18 protein-coding genes are annotated in these 15735 nt (G+C 69.8%); 12 read left to right on the top strand and 6 right to left on the bottom strand.

Annotation, left to right across the window (positions count from 1 at the left end; translation table 11 throughout):
* Positions 1-30: 30 nt before the first annotated feature.
* Complete coding sequence (locus OG574_RS17940) at positions 31-843, bottom strand: PepSY domain-containing protein (protein WP_326774059.1); 813 nt, start codon at positions 841-843, stop codon at positions 31-33.
* Between the two features lie 140 nt (positions 844-983).
* On the opposite strand from OG574_RS17940, the gene OG574_RS17935 reads away from it, so the two are divergent.
* A complete protein-coding gene (locus tag OG574_RS17935) occupies positions 984-1649 on the top strand; it encodes a response regulator transcription factor (protein WP_100595827.1) in 666 nt (221 codons plus the stop codon).
* Positions 1646-3106 (top strand): sensor histidine kinase, encoded by a 1461-nt coding sequence (locus OG574_RS17930; RefSeq protein ID WP_326774058.1) that lies wholly within the window; start codon positions 1646-1648, stop codon positions 3104-3106. The genes OG574_RS17935 and OG574_RS17930 overlap by 4 nt, the downstream gene beginning before the upstream one ends.
* Positions 3107-3148: 42 nt before the next feature.
* On the opposite strand, the gene OG574_RS17925 is transcribed toward OG574_RS17930, so the two are convergent.
* From OG574_RS17925 to OG574_RS17910, 4 genes are all read right to left on the bottom strand, one after another.
* Positions 3149-3625, bottom strand: coding sequence for a MarR family winged helix-turn-helix transcriptional regulator (locus tag OG574_RS17925; protein WP_100595825.1), 477 nt, complete (start codon positions 3623-3625; stop codon positions 3149-3151).
* 116 nt (positions 3626-3741) lie between these two features.
* Positions 3742-4515: an AIM24 family protein gene (locus OG574_RS17920; RefSeq protein WP_326774057.1), complete on the bottom strand. Its 774-nt coding sequence runs from the start codon at positions 4513-4515 to the stop codon at positions 3742-3744.
* On the bottom strand, positions 4512-5162 hold the full coding sequence (locus OG574_RS17915) for an AIM24 family protein (RefSeq protein WP_326774056.1): 651 nt from the start codon (positions 5160-5162) through the stop codon (positions 4512-4514). The genes OG574_RS17920 and OG574_RS17915 overlap by 4 nt, the downstream gene beginning before the upstream one ends.
* Before the next feature lies 1 nt (position 5163).
* The gene (locus OG574_RS17910; protein WP_326774055.1) at positions 5164-5802 is read right to left on the bottom strand and encodes an AIM24 family protein; all 639 of its coding nucleotides are present in this window, start codon (positions 5800-5802) and stop codon (positions 5164-5166) included.
* Between the two features lie 165 nt (positions 5803-5967).
* Here OG574_RS17910 and OG574_RS17905 point away from each other — a divergent pair, with 165 nt between their 5' ends.
* From OG574_RS17905 to OG574_RS17880, 6 genes are all read left to right on the top strand, one after another.
* On the top strand, positions 5968-6312 hold the full coding sequence (locus OG574_RS17905) for a DUF3817 domain-containing protein (protein ID WP_100595822.1): 345 nt from the start codon (positions 5968-5970) through the stop codon (positions 6310-6312).
* Positions 6309-6605, top strand: coding sequence for an MTH1187 family thiamine-binding protein (locus tag OG574_RS17900; protein ID WP_100595821.1), 297 nt, complete (start codon positions 6309-6311; stop codon positions 6603-6605). Before OG574_RS17905 ends, OG574_RS17900 begins: the two co-directional genes overlap by 4 nt.
* 137 nt (positions 6606-6742) lie before the next feature.
* Entirely contained in the window at positions 6743-7252 is a 510-nt protein-coding gene (locus tag OG574_RS17895) for a MarR family winged helix-turn-helix transcriptional regulator (RefSeq protein WP_100595820.1), read from the top strand.
* 43 nt (positions 7253-7295) lie between these two features.
* On the top strand, positions 7296-7634 hold the full coding sequence (locus OG574_RS17890; RefSeq protein ID WP_100595819.1) for a DUF3817 domain-containing protein: 339 nt from the start codon (positions 7296-7298) through the stop codon (positions 7632-7634).
* Positions 7635-7727: 93 nt separating this feature from the next.
* Entirely contained in the window at positions 7728-9428 is a 1701-nt protein-coding gene (locus OG574_RS17885; RefSeq protein WP_100595818.1) for an acyl-CoA mutase large subunit family protein, read from the top strand.
* A 100-nt stretch (positions 9429-9528) separates the two neighbouring features.
* Positions 9529-10617, top strand: coding sequence for an alpha/beta fold hydrolase (locus OG574_RS17880; protein ID WP_326774054.1), 1089 nt, complete (start codon positions 9529-9531; stop codon positions 10615-10617).
* A gap of 15 nt (positions 10618-10632) precedes the next feature.
* On the opposite strand, the gene OG574_RS17875 is transcribed toward OG574_RS17880, so the two are convergent.
* Positions 10633-11259 (bottom strand): TetR/AcrR family transcriptional regulator, encoded by a 627-nt coding sequence (locus OG574_RS17875; protein ID WP_326774053.1) that lies wholly within the window; start codon positions 11257-11259, stop codon positions 10633-10635.
* Positions 11260-11575: 316 nt separating this feature from the next.
* Between OG574_RS17875 and OG574_RS17870 the strand changes: the two genes are divergently transcribed.
* From OG574_RS17870 to OG574_RS17855, 4 genes are all read left to right on the top strand, one after another.
* Positions 11576-12544 (top strand): tetratricopeptide repeat protein, encoded by a 969-nt coding sequence (locus OG574_RS17870; RefSeq protein ID WP_326774052.1) that lies wholly within the window; start codon positions 11576-11578, stop codon positions 12542-12544.
* A gap of 628 nt (positions 12545-13172) precedes the next feature.
* The gene (locus OG574_RS17865) at positions 13173-13790 is read left to right on the top strand and encodes a DUF6230 family protein (protein ID WP_326774051.1); all 618 of its coding nucleotides are present in this window, start codon (positions 13173-13175) and stop codon (positions 13788-13790) included.
* Between the two features lie 136 nt (positions 13791-13926).
* Positions 13927-14484: a DUF6114 domain-containing protein gene (locus OG574_RS17860; protein WP_326774050.1), complete on the top strand. Its 558-nt coding sequence runs from the start codon at positions 13927-13929 to the stop codon at positions 14482-14484.
* The gene (locus tag OG574_RS17855) at positions 14474-15733 is read left to right on the top strand and encodes a hypothetical protein (protein WP_326774049.1); all 1260 of its coding nucleotides are present in this window, start codon (positions 14474-14476) and stop codon (positions 15731-15733) included. Before OG574_RS17860 ends, OG574_RS17855 begins: the two co-directional genes overlap by 11 nt.
* Positions 15734-15735 lie beyond the last annotated feature (2 nt).

Below are 15735 nucleotides of genomic sequence, written 5' to 3'. Positions count from 1 at the left end.
TACGCCGAGCCGTGTTTGTCGGCGCGGACCTCAGTCGTCGTCGCCGTGGTGGCCGTGGTCGTCGTCGGAGTCGTGACCCCGGCCGTGGTTGCCGTGGTCGTCACCGGCGTCGTGGGTGGCGGTGTTGTCGTGGCCGTGGTCGTCACCGGCGTCGTGCGTGGCGGTGTTGTCGCGGCCGTGGTCGTCGCCCGCGTCGTGCGTCGCGTCGTCGCGGCCGTCGTGGTCCCCGTCGTCGTGGGACGAGCGGTCCGGGGTCACCGCGCCGGACCGGAGGTCGACGCGCCAGTCGGCGTCGGTGCCGTTCGCCGCCGTGGTCTCGGCCTCCCAGGCGTGGGCCGTGCCGTCGTCGTCGAGGTCGATCTCGGTGACCGTACCCTTCACGGCGGCGGCCCGTGCCGCGTCCTGCGCCGTGGTCTTCGCGTCCTTCAGGACGGCGGTGACGCGGGCCGTGTCGTCGTGGCGTGAGGTGTGCGAGCCGGCGACCTTGCCCGAGGCGGGGTCGACGAGGACCTCGTGCCACGTCGTGCCGTTCAGGACCTCGACCTCCCAGACCACCCGGTCGTTCTCGTCGTCCAGCTCGGCGGAGACCGCCGTGCCGGGCACCGACTTGAGGGCGGCGGCGATGGCGTCCGAAGCCGTCACCTTCGCGGTCTTCAGCTCGGTCACGTGCTCCGCGCGGTCGTCGTCGTGCCCGGCCGACCCCGTCGACCCCGTACCCCGCGACGCGGTCGACGTGCCCGCCGCCGTGCTGTCGTCGCCGCCCGAGACCGCGACGGCGGTCGCGGTGCCGCCGCCGATCAGGGCCACGGCGGCGATGGTGGCGATCACGATGTTGCGCTTCATGAGGGATCCTCCCCGAGACGATTCCCGGCCCACCGGACATCCGGTGCGCTTCGACGAGGACCACAGTGGCCGACCGAGGCTGAAGCCCCGCTGAAGGACCCTGAAGACTTCTTCAGGTTCCGTTTGCGACCCTTGCCCCCATGCGCCTGCTCATCGTGGAAGACGAAAAGCGTCTGGCCCTCTCCCTCGCCCGGGGCCTGACCGCCGAGGGGTTCGCCGTCGACGTCGTCCACGACGGCCTCGAAGGGCTCCACCGGGCGGGCGAGGGCGCGTACGACCTGGTCGTTCTCGACATCATGCTGCCGGGCATGAACGGCTACCGAGTCTGCGCCGCCCTGCGCGCCGCAGGCCACGACGTGCCGATCCTCATGCTCACCGCCAAGGACGGCGAGTACGACGAGGCGGAGGGGCTCGACACCGGCGCCGACGACTACCTCACCAAGCCGTTCTCGTACGTCGTGCTCGTCGCGCGCGTGAAGGCGCTCCTGCGGCGGCGCGGCTCCGGCGGCGGCTCGTCCGTCCACACCCTCGGCCCCTTGCGGGTCGACACCGGTGCGCGTCGCGTCCTGCACGGCGAGACCGAAGTGCCGCTCACGACAAAGGAGTTCGCGGTCCTGGAGCAGCTGGTGGTGCGGCCCGGCGAGGTCGTTTCGAAGGCGGAGATCCTGGAGCACGTCTGGGACTTCGCGTACGAGGGCGACCCGAACATCGTCGAGGTGTACGTCAGCACCCTGCGCAAGAAGCTGGGCGCGGGGCTGATCAGGACGGTGCGCGGCGCGGGCTACCGCCTGGAGGCGCCGCGATGAGGCGGCGGCTGTTCGGTTCCGTACGGGCCAGAGCCACGCTCGGCGCGACCCTCGTCGTCGCCGTGGCGCTCCTCGCCGCCGGTGCCTCCGTGCTGCTCGCACTGCGGTCCAACCTCACCGACCAGGCGTCGAGCGAGGCGGAGTCCTCCGCCCGCAAGGTCGCCGTGTCGATCGCGACGGGCACCGCGCCCAACGGCCTCGACCTCCCGGACGGCGACGACACCCCGGTCCAGGTCGTCGACAGCGAGGGCCGGCTCCTGGCGGCCAGTGAGGACCTGGAGCGGATCAGCGGGACCGGCTCGCCCGCCGTCAAGCCGGTGACCCCGCCGGTCGACGACGACGGTGGCGATGACGACGACGGCGGCTCCGACCGCCATGGGGGCAAGGGCGGGGAGGACGACTCGTACGCGTACGGGGAGATCGCCGACGACGCCGAGCGGAGCGAGGGCTCGGCCACCGTCGACGGGGAGACCCGGGACTACCGGTTCGCCTCCCTGGAGGTGAAGAAGACCCGGCAGGGCGACCTCACCGTGTACGCGGGTGCCTCGCTGTCCGCCGAACAGAGCGCCGTCGGCACCGCGCTGACCGTCATGCTGATCGGCTTTCCGGTGCTGCTCGGTGTCGTCGCCGCGGTCACCTGGCTGGTGACCCGCAGGGCGCTGCGCCCCGTCGAGGGCATCCGGAGGGAGATGTCCGCGATCACGGCGTCGCAGGACCTGGCGCGCCGGGTGCCGGAGCCGGGCACGCACGACGAGGTGGCGCGCCTCGCGCGGACGACGAATGAGACGCTCGCCGCGCTGGAGACGTCCGTGGAGCGCCAGCGCCGGTTCGTCGCCGATGCCTCGCACGAGCTGCGCAGCCCCGTCGCGTCGCTGCGCACCCAGCTCGAAGTGGGTGCCGCCCACCCCGAACTGCTCGACGTGGACGGGGCGGTGGCCGACACGGTGCGGCTCCAGGAACTCGCCGCGGGGCTTCTGCTGCTCGCCCGGCTCGACGCGGGGGAGCGGCCGGGGGAGGCGCGGGTCGATCTGGCCGCGCTGGCCGGCGAGGAGCTGTCGCAGCGCCCGGCGGGCCGCGTCGCGGTTCGCACGCGCCTCGAACCCGTCGAAGTCGCGGGCTCGCGCAGCCAGCTGGCGCGGGTGGTCGGGAACCTCCTTGACAACGCGCAGCGTCACGCGCGGTCCCGCGTGGACATCGCCGTACGGGCCGAGGGGCCGTGGGCGGTCGTCGAGGTCGGCGACGACGGCGGGGGCGTGCCGGAGGCGGAGCGGGAGCGCATCTTCGAGAGGTTTGTGCGCCTGGACGACGCGCGGGCCCGGGACGACGGCGGGGCGGGTCTGGGACTCGCCATCGCCAGGGACGTCGCCGTGCGGCACGGCGGCGCCCTGACGGTCAGCTCGTCGCCCGCGGGCGGAGCGCTCTTCGAACTCAGACTGCCGGTGGCGCCGGGGGTCTGAAGCCGGCGAACGGGGAAGGTCGGCGTTCCCCGTTCGCAATGGTCACGGTTTGCCGCGCTGCGAACGCAGGTGTTCGGCGATCGGGGTCAGGGCCTTGTGGAGGGCGTCGAGCTCCTCGGAGGGGATCAGGTCCACGAAGTGCCGTCGCACGGACGCCACATGGTGAGGGGCGACCTTCTTCATGGTCGCCATGCCGTCCTCGGTCAGGACGGTGTAGAGGCCGCGGCGGTCGGACTCGCAGTTCTCGCGGCGGACGAGTCCGGCGTTCTCCATGCGGGTGATCTGGTGGGAGAGCCGGCTCTTGGACTGCAGGGTGGCGGTCGCGAGATCGCTCATGCGCATCCGGTGGTCGTCCGTCTCGGAGAGATGCACGAGGATGTCGTAGTCGTTCATCGTCAGGCCGAACGGCTGGAGGTCCTTCTCGAGCTGGTAAGTCAGCATTCTGTTGACCTCTACGTGCGTGCGCCAGGCGCACTGTTCCTCGTCGGTCAGCCAGCGTGTGGCAGTCTCGGTCTCCATGTATTGATTCTACCTAAGAAGTTGAAATGCGAACGAAAGTGGGGAGTGTGACGCCTCCCACCCCCTCGTGACACAAAGGGGTCACGCGTTCGACGTCACACTCCGCAGATTACCGCTCACAGTCCGAAGCGACGCTGGAGGTCGCCGAGCTGTCCGGGAAGACGCGGTACCCCCGGCTGCTGTCCGGGTGCTCCGTGACCGCCCGGCACGCCCGCCTGCTGCGGCACCGCGCCCGTCGCCTGTTCGGCCATCAACGTCTCTGTGGACTGCAGCAATACCGTTCCGGCGCCCACGAACTCGAACTGGTGCTCCTCCCCGGAGACGCCTCCGACGCCCGTCATCGCACGTAGACCGCCGATCACGCCCGTCAGATAGGAGTGGTCGTAGTGGTGGCAAGGTGACGGGCAGTCAGCCCAGCCGACCAGCGCCTGTGGATCAACGCGGATGGGCGGCTCCATGAAGACCACCGGGCCGCTCGAGGCCGCCACGAATTTGCCCGTGCCAATGAGTGTCAGAAAGCCGGGAACGATCGACTGCTTCAGCGCGAGAGTTGGCTGAAAAGCGAGCAGGTTGCCCGAGCGGATCGTCAGGTTCCCGTTCTCCAGGTCGTACGAGTTCACGTCGAAGGCCCGGTCGGCGAGCAGCATCTTGCCCGAACCCTCCGCCACGACCCAGTCGCTCGCGTGCAGCGGGGAATGGAAGGACGTCCGCACGAGGCGGTCCAGGCGGCCGTGCCCGATCCCGTTGAAGTCGATGCGCCCGTAGTAGGCGATCATCTTGCCCTTCTGCAGGAACCAGCTGCTGCCCTTGAGCTCCACACAGAACGTGTACGCGTTCACGTTGTCGTCGGCCGGCAGGGTGGCCGGGTCGAAGATCACCGGGCTGCTCACAGCTTCTCCTCCGAGGCCTGGACGTACACCGCGCCGCTGCCGCTGAGCTCCAGCTGGAACGCCTCGCCGGAGCCGCGCCCCACCATGTCGCGCCAGCCGAGGGCCGTGGACAGCTTGTTCCGTACGTCGCCGTGGTGCGCGACGTACGCCTGCGGGTCGACATGGACGGGGCGGCCCGGGGTGATCGGCAGCTCGATGACGCCGCCGTGCGCCATGACGGCGACCGCGCCGTGTCCCTTGAGGGTCGTGGTGAACAGGCCCTGTCCGGTGACCTGGCCGCGCACCATCCCCATGACGCCGCCCTGCGAGCCCATGAACATCGTGCCCTGCCGAAGACTCCCGTCGAAGGCGAGCAGCCGGTCCGCCTCCACATAGAGGGTGTCTCCGGAGAGGGCTATCACCTGGACGTGATGGCCGCCGTGCCCGAAGAGGACGGTGCCGCTGCCGTCGACGGTCATCAGCGGCGTCGCCTCGTTCGCCACGCGGCGCCCGAGCATCGACATCACCCCGCCCTGGCCGCCCTGGATGCTGGGCGTGAAGGTCACGTCCCCCTTGTAGGCGAGCATCGCGCCGCGCTGGCTGTAGATCCGCCGGCCGGGGACGACCGTCGCCTCGACCATCTTCGAGTTGATCTCACGGAAGGGCATCTCACACATCCCCCGCGATCGTGTTGCGCTCACTGGGCTGTACGTAGACCAGGCCGTCGCCCTCGAAGCGGATCTGGAAGGCCTCGCCGCCGCCCTCTCCCATGAACGTGCGGAACGTGACGCCCGACTGGAAGGACTGCCGCACATTCCCCTGATGTGCGACATATGCGCCCGGGTCGACGGTGAGGGGGTGGTCCCGGCTGACGCGGAGCACGACGGCGGGGCCCTCGCTCATGATCGCCGCCTGGCCGTGGCCCTCGACGGTCGTCGTGAACAGGCCGTTGCCCTGGGAGGCGCCGCGCACGCCGGTGAAGGACGTGCCGGTGCGCAGTCCCGCGTCCGTGCAGAGCAGATTGCTCGACTCGACGAAGAGCGTGTCGCCCCGCAGGTTCACGACGCTGATCTCGCTGGCCCGGTCTGCGAACCAGCACGTGCCCTGCCCCTTCACCTCCATCACGGTCATCTCCTCGCCGGTCAGGCGGCGGGTCACCATCCCGCGGATGCCCTCGCCGCCGCCCGTCATCTTCTTGAACGCCATCCGGCCGTCGTACGCGACCATCGAGCCGGTCTTCGCCTTGACGCTGTCGCCCGTCATGTCGACGGCGAGCACTCTGCTGCCTTGAAGTCGGAACGTAGCCACGATGTGACGGTAATGGGCGAGATGCCCCCCGGGACAGGGGTCCCGGCCCTGAACGAACCCTGAGCGAACCCCGGGACATCCCCGATGCCACAATGGACAGCGCTTGTGCTTGCGTTCACAAGATCGAACGCCCCGCCCCCTCACCGCTTCTGCCGAAGGTGCCCCGTGGACATCAAGACCGCCTCCGCACTCCGCCGACTCCGCCTGGTCTCCGCCCCCGAGGCGGTCTCCTTCCTGCTGCTCCTCGTCTGCTCGGTGCTGAAGCGGACCACGGAGTTCGACGCCGTCCCGGTGATGGGCATGGTGCACGGCGTCCTGTTCATCCTCTACGTGCTCTTCTGGCTCGACGCGTGGAACCGTACGAAGTGGGGCTTCAAGACCGGCGCCCTCTACTTCGTCCTCTCCGTCCTGCCGACCGGCGGCTTCTTCGCCGAGCGCAAGCTGAAGCGTGAGGCGGAGGCCGCGGTCATCGCGTCCCGCGCCCGCCAGGAGAAGGCCGTGAACGCATGATCGTCGCCTTCTCGGTCTCCCCGCTCGGCGTCGGCGAGGACGTCGGCGAGTACGTGGCCGACGCCGTCCGCGTCGTGCGCGAATCCGGGCTCCCGAACCGCACCGACGCCATGTTCACCTCCATCGAGGGCGAGTGGGACGAGGTGATGGACGTCGTGAAGCGCGCCGTCGCCGCCGTCGAGGCGCGGGCCCCGCGCGTATCGCTCGTCCTCAAGGCGGACATCCGCCCCGGTGTGACGGACGGCATGACGTCGAAGGTCGCGACGGTGGAGCGGCACCTCGCGGGGGAGTGACACCCCGGGAGTGACACCCCCGCGAACCGTCTTCCGTGGAGAGCCCCGGCCCGGGCGGGCCGGGGCTTTCGCGTGGGCCGGGACCGAAGGGCGAGACGGGGCTGACCAGCATATGACCGGCCGGTAAGGTCTTGGGCGTGCCGAAGCCGCTCAGCCTTGCCTTCGATCCCATCGCCCGCGCAGACGAACTCTGGAAGCAGCGCTGGGGATCAGTGCCGTCCATGGGTGCGATCACCTCGATCATGCGCGCGCACCAGATCCTCCTGGCCGAGGTCGACGCGGTCGTGAAGCCGTACGGACTGACCTTCGCGCGCTATGAGGCGCTGGTGCTGCTCACCTTCTCCAAGGCCGGCGAGCTGCCGATGTCGAAGATCGGTGAGCGGCTCATGGTGCACCCGACCTCGGTGACGAACACCGTCGACCGCCTCGTGCGGTCCGGGCTCGTCGACAAGCGGCCCAACCCGAACGACGGCCGCGGAACGCTCGCCTCCATCACGGCCAAGGGCCGCGAGGTCTGCGACGCCGCCACCCGCGACCTGATGGCGATGGACTTCGGGCTCGGGGCGTACGACGCCGAGGAGTGCGGCGAGATCTTCGCGATGCTGCGGCCGCTGCGGGTCGCCGCGCACGACTTCGACGAGGGCTGACCCGCGCGAAGATCGCGCAAAACGGGCCGTTACGCTCGTATCCATGAAACGAAGCGTGCTGACCCGGTACCGGGTGATGGCCTTTGTCACGGGCGTCCTGCTGGTCCTGCTGTGCCTCGGCATGATCGCCAAGTACGTGCTCGGCATCGACGGCGCGGCGGACGTCACGCGCGTCGTCGCCATCGCGCACGGCTGGCTGTACGTGGTCTACCTGGTCTTCGCCTTCGACCTGGGCTCCAAGGCGAAGTGGCCGGTCGGCAAGCAGCTGTGGGTCCTGATCGCCGGCACGATCCCCACCGCCGCGTTCTTCGTCGAGCGGAAGATCTCCCGCGAGCTGGACTCCAAGGTCGCCGACGGCGCCCCCGCCGTCGCCAAGGCCTGACGAACCGCGCCACTGAACCGCCCGCACGATGTGCGGGCGGTTTGCCATCGACATTTACTAGGACGTCCTAGTAAATTTGAAAGCATGGGAAGCATGGACGCTGACGCCATCGAAGAGGGCCGCCGCCGCTGGCAGGCCCGGTACGACTCCGCCCGCAAGCGGGACGCCGACTTCTCGACGCTCTCGGGAGATCCGGTCGACCCGGTCTACGGGCCACGTCCCGGGGACACCTATGACGGCTTCGAGCGGATCGGATGGCCCGGCGAGTACCCGTTCACGCGCGGCCTGTACCCGACCGGGTACCGGGGCCGTACGTGGACGATCCGCCAGTTCGCCGGGTTCGGGAACGCCGAGCAGACCAATGAGCGCTACAAGATGATCCTCGCCGCCGGCGGGGGAGGGCTGAGCGTCGCCTTCGACATGCCGACGCTCATGGGGCGCGACTCCGACGACCCGCGCTCGCTCGGTGAGGTCGGGCACTGCGGCGTCGCCATCGACTCCGCCGCCGACATGGAGGTCCTGTTCCAGGACATCCCGCTCGGGGACGTCACGACGTCCATGACGATCTCGGGCCCCGCCGTGCCCGTCTTCTGCATGTACCTCGTGGCCGCCGAGCGGCAGGGCGTCGACCCTGCCGTCCTCAACGGCACGCTCCAGACCGACATCTTCAAGGAGTACATCGCGCAGAAGGAGTGGCTCTTCCAGCCCGAGCCGCATCTGCGCCTGATCGGCGACCTCATGGAGCACTGCGCGGCGGGCATCCCCGCGTACAAGCCGCTCTCGGTCTCCGGGTACCACATCCGCGAGGCCGGCTCCACGGCCGCGCAGGAGCTGGCCTACACGCTCGCCGACGGCTTCGGCTATGTGGAGCTCGGCCTGTCGCGCGGGCTCGACGTGGACGTCTTCGCGCCCGGCCTCTCCTTCTTCTTCGACGCGCACCTCGACTTCTTCGAGGAGATCGCCAAGTTCCGCGCCGCGCGCCGCATCTGGGCCCGCTGGCTGCGGGACGTGTACGGGGCGAAGACCGACAAGGCGCAGTGGCTGCGCTTCCACACGCAGACCGCCGGGGTCTCCCTGACCGCGCAGCAGCCGTACAACAACGTCGTGCGGACCGCCGTCGAGGCGCTCGCGGCCGTGCTCGGCGGCACCAACTCGCTGCACACGAACGCCCTCGACGAGACCCTGGCGCTCCCCTCCGAGCAGGCCGCCGAGATCGCGCTGCGCACGCAGCAGGTCCTCATGGAGGAGACCGGCGTCGCCAACGTCGCTGACCCGCTGGGTGGTTCGTGGTTCGTGGAGCAGCTCACGGACCGCATCGAGGCCGACGCGGAGAAGATCTTCGAGCAGATCAAGGAGCGCGGCCTGCGCGCCCACCCGGACGGGCAGCACCCCATCGGGCCCATGACCTCGGGCATCCTGCGCGGCATCGAGGACGGCTGGTTCACCGGCGAGATCGCCGAGTCCGCGTTCCAGTACCAGAAGGCGCTGGAGAAGGGCGACAAGCGGGTCGTCGGCGTCAACGCGCACCACGGGTCCGTCACCGGCGACCTGGAGATCCTGCGCGTCAGCCACGAGGTCGAGCGCGAGCAGGTGCGCGAGCTCGGGGTCCGCAAGGCGGCCAGGGACGACGCCCGCGTGCGCTCCGCCCTCGACGACATGCTGAAGGCCGCCCGCAACGGCGGCAACATGATCCCGCCGATGCTCGACGCCGTACGCGCCGAGGCCACCCTGGGCGAGATCTGCGGGGTCCTGCGCGACGAGTGGGGCGTGTACACCGAACCCGCCGGGTTCTGACGGGAGTTCGCGCCGGTGGCACCTGGGGACTGACAGGTGTCACCCGGTGCGGCCGGGGTAGGCGCGGGCACGTCGATCGTCGCCTGCCCCTGGAGTTCCCGTGCGTCTGTCCGGACTCAACCGCACCACCACCACCGTCGGATGCGCCGCCCTGGCGCTGCTCGGCGGGATGGTCCTCGGCGGGTCCGGGGCGGTGAGCGCGAGCCCGCCGGCCGAGCCGAAGGTGCAGAACACCTTCGACCCGCTCGGCCCCGACGTGCGCGCCGCGAAGCTGCCCTCCGGACGTACGGCCCACTACACCGACTCGGGCCCGCGCGACGGTGTCCCGGTCCTCTACATAGGCGGCACCGGGACCAGCGCGCGGGCCGTCCACATGACCGACTTCTTCCGCACCACGCGAGCGGACCTGGGCCTGCGGCTGATCTCCGTCGAGCGCAACGGCTTCGGCGACACCGCGTACGACCCCGCCCTCGGCAAGGCCGACTTCGCGCGGGACGCCCTCGACGTCCTCGACCGCCTCGGCGTCGAGAAGTTCAGGATCGTCGGGATCTCCGGAGGCGGCCCCTACGCCGCCGAACTCGCCGCCCGCGCGCCCGGCCGCGTCTCCGCCCTGCACCTGGCCGCCGTCCTGCCGCCGTACGGCGAGAAGCCCGCGTACTGCTCGATGTCCGACGACGCGCTCGCCGCGGCCCTGAAGGACTCCATCACCGACCCCCGCAAGTGGTGGGCGTTCCCCGACGACAGCCCCGTCAAGTCCATCCCGGGCTTCGCGGACACGGCGTACGAGGACGGCGCCCGCACCTACAACCAGCGCGGCCAGCAGGCCGATCCGGCGCCGCAGGTCCACGAGCAGAGGCTGTACTGCGAGCGGCCGGGCCCCGACCTGTCGAAGCTGACGGCGCCCGTGTACCTGTACGGCGGCGACAAGGACACCACGGTCCCGCCGGCCACGCTCGCGACCTGGCGCCGGCAGTTCTCCCCGGACCGCGTCACGGTCCGCACGTACGCCGACTCCGCGCACGACGTGCAGTACCGCCACTGGGACCAGATCCTCGTGGACCTCGCCGGACACGGGGACCGCACGGTCGTCTGCCGGGGCTCACACACCCACGTCCTGCCCGCGGACGAGGCGGCCCGTCTGGTCGCCAGGAAGCGTGCCACGCTGGGCAGTTGCGCCTGGCAGAAGTGACGGAACCCGGGCGGCCTACGCCTGTACGGAGGCGAGTCCGCCCAGGAGCAGCATCGTGAACCGGTCGACCCACTCCTCGTCCACCGGCTCCGCGCTCACCAGCGTGCGGTGCACCACGGCTCCCGCGACCACGTCGAAGATGAGGTCGGCGGTGCGGGCGGCGGCGGCCGGGTCGGCCTCGAGGGGGAGTTCGCCGCGCGCGTGGGCGCGGGCGCGGCCCTCCAGGACCAGGCGCTTCTGCCGGTCCACGATCGAGGTGCGGATGCGCTCGCGCAGCGGTTCGTCACGCGTCGACTCGGCGACCACCGCCATCAGCGCCGTCTTGGTCTCCGGGCGGTTCAGGAGCGCCGCGAACTGGAGGACCACACCCCCGATGTCCGCGGCGAGACTGCCGTTGTCCGGGAGTTCGAGCTCGTCGAAGAGGACCGCGACCGCGTCCACGACGAGCTCGTTCTTGCTCGCCCAACGCCGGTAGAGCGTCGTCTTGGCGACGCCCGCTCGCGTCGCCACGTCCCCCATCGTGAGTTTGGACCAGCCGAGGTCCACCAGCGCCGCACGGGTCGCCTCGAGGATCGCCGCGTCGGCGGTGGCACTTCGCGGGCGGCCCGTTCTCGGGAGGGGCGGGGGAATGCGGCTCTGCATGAAAAGGACCATACCGGCCGGTAGGGATAGCGCCGTGAGGCAGACCACAGCGAAGATCACCGGGACCCCCTCCCCACGCGGCCCCCGCGAGAGTTACGCTACGACCCGTAGCGAAAGCTCAGTGAGCCTTGCGACAACCACGAGGCACCGGGTGGGGACCCGGCGCCGAACAGGCCCCTTCGGGCCGCAGAACGGCCCCTCTTGGGGCCGTGGACCAGGTCCGCGACCGCCTCCTCGGCGGCGCCCGCAGTCCGGCGGGAGGCCGCGACGGGCGGTCCCGGCCCACAACGCACCGCGGAAGGGGGAGGATGTACTCATGCAGCCACGGAACATGTCCATGAGCGGAGTCGTCGACCTCGCCGCGGTGAAGGCGGCCCAGGAGGCCAAGGCGAAGGCGGAGCAGGCGCGTGCCGAGTCCGCGCGGCAGGGCGGCGGCGGGGCCGTCTCCCCGTCGAGCCTCGTCATCGACGTCGATGAGGCCGGCTTCGAGCGCGACGTCCTCCAGCGCTCGGCCGAGGTGCCCGTCGTCATCGACTTCTGGGCCGAGTGGTGCGAGCCGTGCAAGCAGCTGAGCCCGCTGCTCGAAGGCCTCGCGGCCGAGTACAACGGCCGGTTCGTGCTCGCCAAGATCGATGTCGACGCCAATCAGATGCTGATGCAGCAGTTCGGGGTCCAGGGGATCCCGGCGGTCTTCGCGGTGGTGGCCGGACAGGCCCTGCCGCTCTTCCAGGGAGCCGCGCCGGTCGAGCAGATCCGCGGGACGCTCGACCAGTTGATCCAGGTCGCCGAGGAGCGCTTCGGCCTGACCGGCATCACGGTCGACGCCGATGCGGAGGGATCTGCACCGGTCGTGGAGACTCCGGCCGGTCCCTACGACGCTCTGCTCGAAGCCGCCGTCCAGGCTCTTGACGCCGGCGACCTCGCCGGAGCCGTCCAGGCGTACAAGAACGTGCTGAGCGACGACCCCGGCAACACCGAGGCCAAGCTGGGCCTGGGGCAGGCCGAGTTGCTCCTGCGGGTGCAGGATCTCGATCCGCAGACGGTCCGTCAGGACGCCGCGGACCGGCCCTCCGACGTGGCGGCGCAGATCGCGGCGGCCGACCTCGACCTGGTCGGAGGCCACGTCGCGGACGCGTTCGGCCGACTTGTCGACACGGTGAAGGTCACGGCGGGCGAGGACCGGGACGCCGCGCGCGTGCGGCTGCTCGAACTCTTCGAGGTCGTCGGCTCCGACGATCCGCGTGTGACTACGGGCCGTGCGGCTCTGGCCCGGGTTCTCTTCTGAGCCGTTTCTGACCAGTTCCTAAACGCCGGGCGATGTGGTGCCCAGGTGAAAGTTCTGTCGCCACGGGTACACAGCGGTCGCGCTTTACCAAAACTTGGTAAAGGCGGCCGCTGTTACTTGGAGTAAGTCAGGGGCAATCTTCTGTCCGGTTACGCCCCTTCTTTCTCTGCTTTGGTAACTTGCTTGACACCACCCTGCGTTGTCGGGTGACACCATCGGGTCGCCGTTCGGTTATCCGTCCGTTACTAGCGAGTAACGAACCCCCTTGTGCGCCAGCCGAGAATGCACCACGATCGGCGACGCTCGGTCCTCATCCCGCAGTCCGACAGCCAATCGGGTCGCGGGGTTTCAGGGTCCCCACCGAGCAGGCCGGTAGCAGTGCCGCCGGCCTTGGGCAGGGGGGTCTCTGCTTACCGGCAGGGCCTGTCCAGCAGGTTGCGCGTGACTGTCAGGTGCGACCAGTGGTTGTCGCTCGGGGGTGATCGCCGGTGATTCGGGTGCCATTGCGCGCCCCCGATACGGGCGCTCTCCTTCCCGAGGACGTAGCACTTCTCCCATCCCTGCCCGGCTGAGCACCTCAAGGGGTGCAGTCAGGGCCGGAGATGTACGTCCGAGAAGGAGGAAAGTCATGGAGTCCGTGGCTCGTGGCGGAACCAGATGGAAGCGGTTCGCCGTAGTCATGGTGCCGAGCGTCGCGGCTACTGCCGCGATAGGCGTCGCCCTCTCGCAGGGTGCGCTTGCGGCATCGTTCAGTGTTTCGGGTCAGTCGTTCAAGGTGACGGCCGACTCGCTCGACGGTACGGGATTCGTCCAGTACGGGGCGCTCGACACCGGTAAGTCGGGTGCACACCCGGTTGCCGTCGTCGGCCTCAACGAGGCGAAGATCACCAACCTGTGCCAGTCGGTCGTCGTGCCGGTGCCGGTCTTCGGTGACGTGTCGATGAAGCTCAGCGCGGGCGGTGCGGGCGGCCCCCGCGTCGAGGCGAAGAAGCTCTACATCGACGCCGACGACCTGTCGACCAACGCCACGTTCAAGAACATCGACATCGGCGTCGGTATCGACTCGACCACCAAGGGCCCGGGTCCGTCCAAGGGCGACAAGTACGTCCCGGACTCGTTCTCGCAGCAGGCCGACTCGGTGCACTTCGAAGATGTCAAGCAGCGCGCGTGGGCGACCACGGCCGGCACCTTCAAGCTCTCCGGCCTGCACATGCAGGTGCAGAAGGGCGCACACGAGTGCTACTAGGCCCCAGGGTCTAGTTCACTCACAGCGCTGAACGGCCGGGCGCGGGGGCGAACGGGAAGCTCCGGAACGTCCCCGTGCCCGTATCCGACACGCACCATCACCACAGAACAACGCCATTCCCGAGGAGCTGTACGACATGAGCGCCGAAGCGCAAGCAGGGCTGGGCGACAGGCTCGGCCAGACGCGCCGATCGTTCCGAGGGTGGCGCGGTCAGCGCCCATTCTGGGGTGGTCTGCTGACGCTGCTGGGCGGCATTCCGATCATGTACTTCCCGTACGCGAACCTCACGCTCGGCTCGATGACCATCCGGATGTCGACAACTGCCGGCGCCGGTTCGCTGATCATCGGCGTCCTGCTTGTGGTGCTCGGCCTGACGCTCTGGTTCCAGCCGATGTCCCGCATCTTCGCGGGCGTCGCTGCGATCCTGCTCGCCCTGGTCTCCTTGGTGGTCTCCAACTTCGGTGGCTTTGTCATCGGCTTCCTGCTGGCGCTGCTCGGCGGCGCTCTCGGCATCTCCTGGGGGCCCGCACGGGCCGCGAAGCAGGAGGCGGGCGGCGGGAAGTCCGTGGACGACGCGGATGCCCTGAAGGGCGAGACTGCGGCCTTCGACGCCTTCGGCGGTGCGTCGGACGATCTGTCAGGAACGAGCCCGAACGGTAACGACGGGACGAACGGGAGGCACCGTGCCGGCTGACGAGGTGCGCCACGAGAACTCTGCGGCAGAGTTCCGTGAGAGAACCGGGCCGCGGCATGCAGCCCCCAGAAAGCCGCTGTTCACCAGGCTGCACATGCCCGCGGGCAAAGCCATTGCCATTGCGGCGATGCCGACGGCCGTGCTCATGGGCATGGGGCTGACCCCCACGCTCGCGCAGGCCAAGGACAACCCCACCAAGTTCTCGGCGGACGACTACAAGGCGTGCGCCGACGCGATCAAGGCCTCCGAGGACGGCAAGGACGCGACCGACGGCAAGGGGGACGAGTCCGCCTCGCCCACCCCGACGCCGTCGCCCTCGGCGTCCGCGAGCAAGGACGCTTCGGACGGCAAGGAGGACTCGGGCGACAAGGCCGAGCCCACCCCGTCGCCCTCCGCGTCCAAGTCCACGGACACGCCCTCGGGTGACAGCACGGCCGGCAGCAAGACGGCCACGCCGACCCCGACGCCCTCCGAGACCAAGAACCCGCTCGACCCGCTGGGTGTCGGCGACGCGCTCAAGGACCTGCTGACGCCGGATCAGAAGGAGTCGGCGACCCCGACCCCCTCGGCCTCGGCGTCCAAGTCCACGGATGTGGGCGGCACCGTCAAGGACACCGTCGACAAGGTCACCGAGCCCGTCAAGGACACGGCGGACAAGGCCGGGGACGCGGTCAAGGACACGGTGGACAAGGCCGGAAAGGCCGTCGACGACACCGCGGACAAGGCCACCAAGGTGGTCCCCACACCGTCGTCGGGCGAGACCGGCGTGCCGGACAACTGCCCGGTCGCCACGGACGCCGAGGGGGACAACGAGCAGACCCCCGCTCAGGTCCCGAACGACTCGTGGCATCTTGAGGCGAGTTCGCTGACCCTCAAGGGCGCGGACTACCAGGGTGTCGTGAACGTGCGCACGCCCAACGGCACGGTCAAGAAGGTCCTGAAGTACGTCATCTCGAACGGCACCGACATCGGCGACCTGCACCAGACGGTCGACGGCCCGGACGGCAAGACGTACCACGTCCAGGCCGGCAAGGGCACCACGTCCACCATCCGTGGCGGGACGACCACCATGTACACGGAGTCGATCTCGGGGAACCTCCTGGGGCTCATCCCGATCACGTTCGACGCCGAGCACCCGCCGCCGCTGAACATCCCCCTGATCTACTTCACGAACGTGAAGGTCAAGCAGGCCGGTCAGTTCGGCGGCGACCTGCACGTGCCGGGTCTCCACCAGTACCTCACCGGCTGAGC

It is taken from the genome of Streptomyces sp. NBC_01445 (assembly GCF_035918235.1).
Classification (GTDB): Bacteria; Actinomycetota; Actinomycetes; order Streptomycetales; family Streptomycetaceae; genus Streptomyces.
Note: the sequence above shows the minus strand (reverse complement) of the source record. Positions and strands in the feature narration are given on the sequence as shown.

Coding starts and splice junctions, on each gene's coding strand:
- OG574_RS17940 (WP_326774059.1), bottom strand. CDS start 843: ATGAAGCGCAACATCGTGATCGCCACCATCGCCGCCGTGGCCCTGATC.
- OG574_RS17925 (WP_100595825.1), bottom strand. CDS start 3,625: ATGGAGACCGAGACTGCCACACGCTGGCTGACCGACGAGGAACAGTGC.
- OG574_RS17870 (WP_326774052.1), top strand. CDS start 11,576: ATGCAGCCACGGAACATGTCCATGAGCGGAGTCGTCGACCTCGCCGCG.
- OG574_RS17915 (WP_326774056.1), bottom strand. CDS start 5,162: ATGCCCTTCCGTGAGATCAACTCGAAGATGGTCGAGGCGACGGTCGTC.
- OG574_RS17935 (WP_100595827.1), top strand. CDS start 984: ATGCGCCTGCTCATCGTGGAAGACGAAAAGCGTCTGGCCCTCTCCCTC.
- OG574_RS17930 (WP_326774058.1), top strand. CDS start 1,646: ATGAGGCGGCGGCTGTTCGGTTCCGTACGGGCCAGAGCCACGCTCGGC.
- OG574_RS17885 (WP_100595818.1), top strand. CDS start 7,728: ATGGACGCTGACGCCATCGAAGAGGGCCGCCGCCGCTGGCAGGCCCGG.
- OG574_RS17875 (WP_326774053.1), bottom strand. CDS start 11,259: ATGCAGAGCCGCATTCCCCCGCCCCTCCCGAGAACGGGCCGCCCGCGA.
- OG574_RS17890 (WP_100595819.1), top strand. CDS start 7,296: ATGAAACGAAGCGTGCTGACCCGGTACCGGGTGATGGCCTTTGTCACG.
- OG574_RS17860 (WP_326774050.1), top strand. CDS start 13,927: ATGAGCGCCGAAGCGCAAGCAGGGCTGGGCGACAGGCTCGGCCAGACG.
- OG574_RS17865 (WP_326774051.1), top strand. CDS start 13,173: ATGGAGTCCGTGGCTCGTGGCGGAACCAGATGGAAGCGGTTCGCCGTA.
- OG574_RS17900 (WP_100595821.1), top strand. CDS start 6,309: ATGATCGTCGCCTTCTCGGTCTCCCCGCTCGGCGTCGGCGAGGACGTC.